Origin of the sequence: Spiroplasma sp. hyd1 (genome assembly GCF_016082235.1) — a bacterium.
In the GTDB taxonomy this organism is placed as follows: Bacteria; Bacillota_I; Bacilli_A; order Mycoplasmatales; family Mycoplasmataceae; genus Spiroplasma; species Spiroplasma poulsonii.
The window spans coordinates 1-4,651 of sequence record NZ_JXYY01000070.1 but is presented as its reverse complement, the minus strand read 5'-3'; the positions used below and the strand labels follow the sequence as shown (position 1 = coordinate 4,651).

Genomic DNA, 4,651 nt, shown 5'->3' with positions numbered 1-4,651 from the left:
ATATTCAAAAAACATTCCATTATGATATTCGCAAAAGGGAGGAACAACAACACCAACAACCGAAACCATATTTTTATTGCAATTATTTATTTCACACTTTTTCGCTTTTTTCATTGTTATTTGATTTCCTTGATGAGTTCTTCATAGGCTTGTTTCTGACGCCAATAATAAATATTTTCTCATATATTAGAAAGTTTATTTTCGGTTTTAATAAATGATTTTGAATTAGTTATTACACTTTGTAATAAATTATTATTTAATTTTTCGTTTTCTAATAACTTATAAATTTCAATAGTATCTTCATCTTCTTTAACATTATTAAAAACTATTTTTAAAATTGGAACATTACTATTCTCTTGTCTACAAATATGATTTAAAGTATTTTTTAAATCTAATACTCCTTTAAAAGCACCTAAACCATTATTTATTGGCATAATAATTAAATCAGAAATAATTAGAAAATTTATTGCTAATTCCAAAACTGTTGGTGGATAGTCAATCAACACATAATCATAATTTGAAAAAATATTATTAAAACTATCAAATATATTTTTTCCTATTTTATATATTTTATCTTTTGAATATAAATTATTTAAAATAGCAGAAGATTTTGTTAATTCTTCCCCACCAATAATGATGTCAATGTTTTTATACTTTGTTAGTTGAATAATATTATTAATGCCAACATTAAACCCACCAAACAATTTTAATAAAGTAATGTCTTTTACAATTTTATTTGTATAAAATTGTACTGACAATGTTGCTTGCGGGTCAAGGTCAATCAACAAGACCTTTGCCCCATCAAGTGCCAACTTGTAGGCAATATTTTTGCATAATGTTGTTTTTCCAACCCCACCTTTTTTATTACAAAAACTAATCATCTTCATTATTGTTGTTTTCCTTTCCATAACGCTCTTCTAAAATAATTGTCATTAAAGTTGTAAAACTCCATCTTTTTTCTTCGGCTTCTTGCCTAAATTTATTTACTAAATATTTAGAACAAAAAGTATTAGGTATCATATCTTTGCTTGTTCTTTTTTTAAATTCTTTTGTATTAGAAAAACTTGAAAGTTCTTTTATTCCATTTTTTTCAAGTAATGTATTTAATTTTGCCATATTTTTCTCCTTTTTTCTTTATTCATATTGTATCATTTTTTTAAAAATAAAACATTTTTTATTTGTTTTATTTTTAAAATATAAATAAAAACACTATATATATTGGGAATTATTAAAAATAAATTTACTTTTTGATACAAATTTACCCACGAAAATAACACTCAATGCGCCACAGACAACGACAGCAAAACAAGCAATGAAAAACCCTTATAAAATAAGGATTTTAAATAGGGTACTAGGTTAAATTATTTGATTTAAATTGATCTAAATATTTTACAAGAATACTAATTTATATGATAACATTATTTTATATCAAATATAACAACTTAGAAAAATATACTAATTATTTAATAAAAAATAATATTAAACATTCTGATACATTTATTAAGACTGAAAATGATTTAAGTAGTATTTGGGAGAACCCNTANTATTGGCGNCANAAACAAGCATACGAAGAACTCATCAAGGAAATAAAATAAAGGGGGAATTAAAAAATGAAAAAAATTTTAAGCATATTAGGNACAGTTAGTTTAACTGCAACCGGCGCAAGCAGTGTCGTCGCTTGTAAAAAATTAAAAGAAAAAGAAAAAGAATATATAGAAGAAAATAACAATGATATAAAAACTTGAAATAAANTACAANNNGAANCANNAAATATGTTTTTNAATGAACTAAAAAAAGAAGACATGGTTTATCAAATAAATGATAGTACATTATATAGTGAAGTTTCTAATACAAATCAATCAAAAAATNTNNATTTNACAGGAANAGAAAGTAATATNATTACACAANTAATTNAAAATAAATTAGATAANATTAATAATAAAATAAAAANTGAANATAATAATTTTTATTATAATTCTGAACCTATTAAAATTATTCAAAAAACATTTACTATAAATTATATTGATCCAAAGGCTTACAGTATTATTAATAATATTAATGTTAAATCTACTAATGTTAAAGCAATTACTATAACATGTAATTTTCAATTTGAATTAACTTTTAAAAACATTATAAATAATTTTGATCACAAATTTGATTTTATTTTTACAACAAATAAAAATTTTATTTTAGATAAAATTTCTGAATTAATTAATTATATTATACCCAAAATTGATGAATTTTATGCAAATGAAAATAATTATAAAATTAAATTAGAAGATATTGATATTAATATTAATCCTGAATTAAAACGAAACATTGCTATGTTGGATATAAATAACAATAGTAAACTAGTAAATAATTATAATAAGAATAAAATTCAAACATTTTTAGAAAGTATGGCAAAAAATGATAAAAAAAATATTGATATTGAAATAGATAATAATTTTTTAATTTCAAAAAACAACAATAATGAAGATATTTTTAATATATGGCGTGATTTTACAGCAAAAAATCAAAAAGTTAGCACAGAAAAAGATATATTAGAAGAAAATTCTCTTTCAAAATGACTATTTAATAAAAATAATTTAAAAAATAATGGAGATGATTTTGTTAATTTTTATTATAAAAATACAATAGAAAATGAATTAAAAATTAATTCTTTTTATATTAATTTAAATGCTATTTCTATTTTTGGCCTTCCATTAATAAATAAAATTTTAAAAAAAGAAATTAATCTTTATATGACAAAACAGTGATTTAAAAATGAAATAAACTCCTTTGGAAATTTAATTTATAATTTTTTTAAATACTTTGAAACTAAATTAAACGATGATAAAACAATAACATTAAAAGTTGAATCTGAAATTTATAATAAATTAGATAACAAAAGCAGAATTAATCAAAGACACTTCTTTGAATCATTAATCACAAATTTTATAAAAAATAATAAAATGTTAAATAACATAGATATGTTTAATTTATATTTTATAGCTGATGATTTAATTCCAATAAAAGAAGAGAATAACAAAAAACATTTTGATAATACTCTTTCAACGGCAACTTGAAATATACAATTTGTGTACGGAGTAAAATGACAATTGGATAAACTTTATTATATTTCTTTAGCTAGCACAAATGATATTTCAAGTTTTTATATAGAAANAAAATANCGAGTANATACTCGNTATTTTATNTTNTTTNANATTTCGTAGGTGTTTAATTCTTGTCAAGCATAGTTATTATATATTTCAGATGATGACTTGTTGTAGCTCTGTTTTAAAGTCGTTTTTGTCAATTTGCCGTTGAATTCAATTAGCTAGTGTTTGGGTTGGGGTAATTCAATAGATTTGTCCACCTTCGCGTAGTCATTTGGTGTGTTCGTCTAATTTTTTCTTAAAACGACTTGGTGATTTTTGGGTGCGTTCAAACTCAACATAGATTTCGCTATCATTACTTTTTGTGATGATAAGGTCGGGGTAGGCGTTGAGATTGCCGTTTTCCATTTTGAGCTCCCGCTCAGTTTGATAGTAAATAATGTCGGTTTGTACAACAAGTCATTTAATTAACATATCTTGGTGTTGCAATTCATAGTAATTTACTTTAATACTTTTTTTATGATTTCGCCCAACAAAAGTATTACCCTTATGAGAGAGAATAAATATTTTTTCTTGTATGCTGGTCTATTTTATAAAAACCTTTTGAAGCGTGATAATCTAATAATCGCTCAATAGTATTTTGATTTTTATACAACAGCAAAGATATTTGTTCTGCTGTTAAGTATCCCCAACGATTTATCATAATCAATATTTTTTCTAACTCACCCATGGTGTATCAACTCCTTACCAACCACCCTTTTTCTACTGACAGGGTGGGGTTTTTTCTTTTTTGTGTTCGCTTTTTTCTTTTTGCCCGTGCCCTTAAAAGAAAAAAGGAACTAGGTGGTTATTTATTGGTTATGTTAATTGTAATTAATATAACCAATAAATAACCACCGCTGCGGAACACAAACATTAAGCCCAAACCCCGTGCTATCAACAACGTTGGGAGTGCGGGGTTTGGGGTGAGCGGCGTGCCAAAATGCTTGTAGTTCCGCAGCATAAGCAAAATAATTATGTCATATTATTAATTTTTTAAAATCAAAAAAATATTAATAACAAACATATATTTTTTATTTAAAAAATAATAAAATTACCATTAAATTTATTTAAAAAATATATAGAATTTATTAAATATGTTGTTTTGATATAGTATAGGGATAGTTTTGGAATTATATTGGAAGAAAAGGGATAATAAAAATAGGTGCTTTACCAAACAGTAAAAATGATATGATGAAGACCATATCTTGCTGTTGTATTTGTTGTCTTGCTACAGCTGTGGTTTTATGCAAGTTCTGTGCTGGGGTAATAGGGGAGTGAAAAACTCACTAGGGAATTAGTCTAAGTTGTCTAATTCCGTTAATAATTGTTCGAGTTCTTCTTCTGACATTTTTGGTGGGTCACCCTTGTTTTTTTCATAAACAGTGTTATAATTATCAACAAGAGAATAATTCTCTTGTATTTTTTTATCAGTTTTATTAGCAGAATGTTTGGCTTTGATTGAAGCTTGAAATTCTGCTTTTTGTTTGGCCATTGCTTCTAGTTCAGTTTGG

At 24.2% G+C, this 4,651-nt stretch carries 5 protein-coding genes and 1 pseudogene; 1 reads left to right on the top strand and 5 read right to left on the bottom strand.

Annotated features, from left to right (window positions below):
• Positions 1-116 precede the first annotated feature (116 nt).
• Positions 117-887, bottom strand: a complete 771-nt coding sequence (locus tag TS70_RS05910) for a ParA family protein (RefSeq protein WP_040094690.1) — start codon at positions 885-887, stop codon at positions 117-119.
• Complete coding sequence (locus TS70_RS05905; protein ID WP_040094688.1) at positions 874-1,116, bottom strand: hypothetical protein; 243 nt, start codon at positions 1,114-1,116, stop codon at positions 874-876. Before TS70_RS05905 ends, TS70_RS05910 begins: the two co-directional genes overlap by 14 nt.
• 494 nt (positions 1,117-1,610) lie before the next feature.
• Here TS70_RS05905 and TS70_RS08735 point away from each other — a divergent pair, with 494 nt between their 5' ends.
• Positions 1,611-3,215, top strand: a complete 1,605-nt coding sequence (locus tag TS70_RS08735) for a lipoprotein (protein ID WP_198049697.1) — start codon at positions 1,611-1,613, stop codon at positions 3,213-3,215.
• Between the two features lie 27 nt (positions 3,216-3,242).
• Here TS70_RS08735 and TS70_RS05895 read toward each other — a convergent pair whose 3' ends face one another.
• From TS70_RS05895 to TS70_RS05885, 3 genes and pseudogenes are all read right to left on the bottom strand, one after another.
• On the bottom strand, positions 3,243-3,506 hold the full coding sequence (locus TS70_RS05895; protein ID WP_040094682.1) for a hypothetical protein: 264 nt from the start codon (positions 3,504-3,506) through the stop codon (positions 3,243-3,245).
• A 139-nt stretch (positions 3,507-3,645) separates the two neighbouring features.
• The gene (locus TS70_RS05890; protein WP_198049696.1) at positions 3,646-3,828 is read right to left on the bottom strand and encodes a hypothetical protein; all 183 of its coding nucleotides are present in this window, start codon (positions 3,826-3,828) and stop codon (positions 3,646-3,648) included.
• A gap of 606 nt (positions 3,829-4,434) precedes the next feature.
• A pseudogene (locus tag TS70_RS05885) lies at positions 4,435-4,651 on the bottom strand (hypothetical protein); the annotation flags it as partial.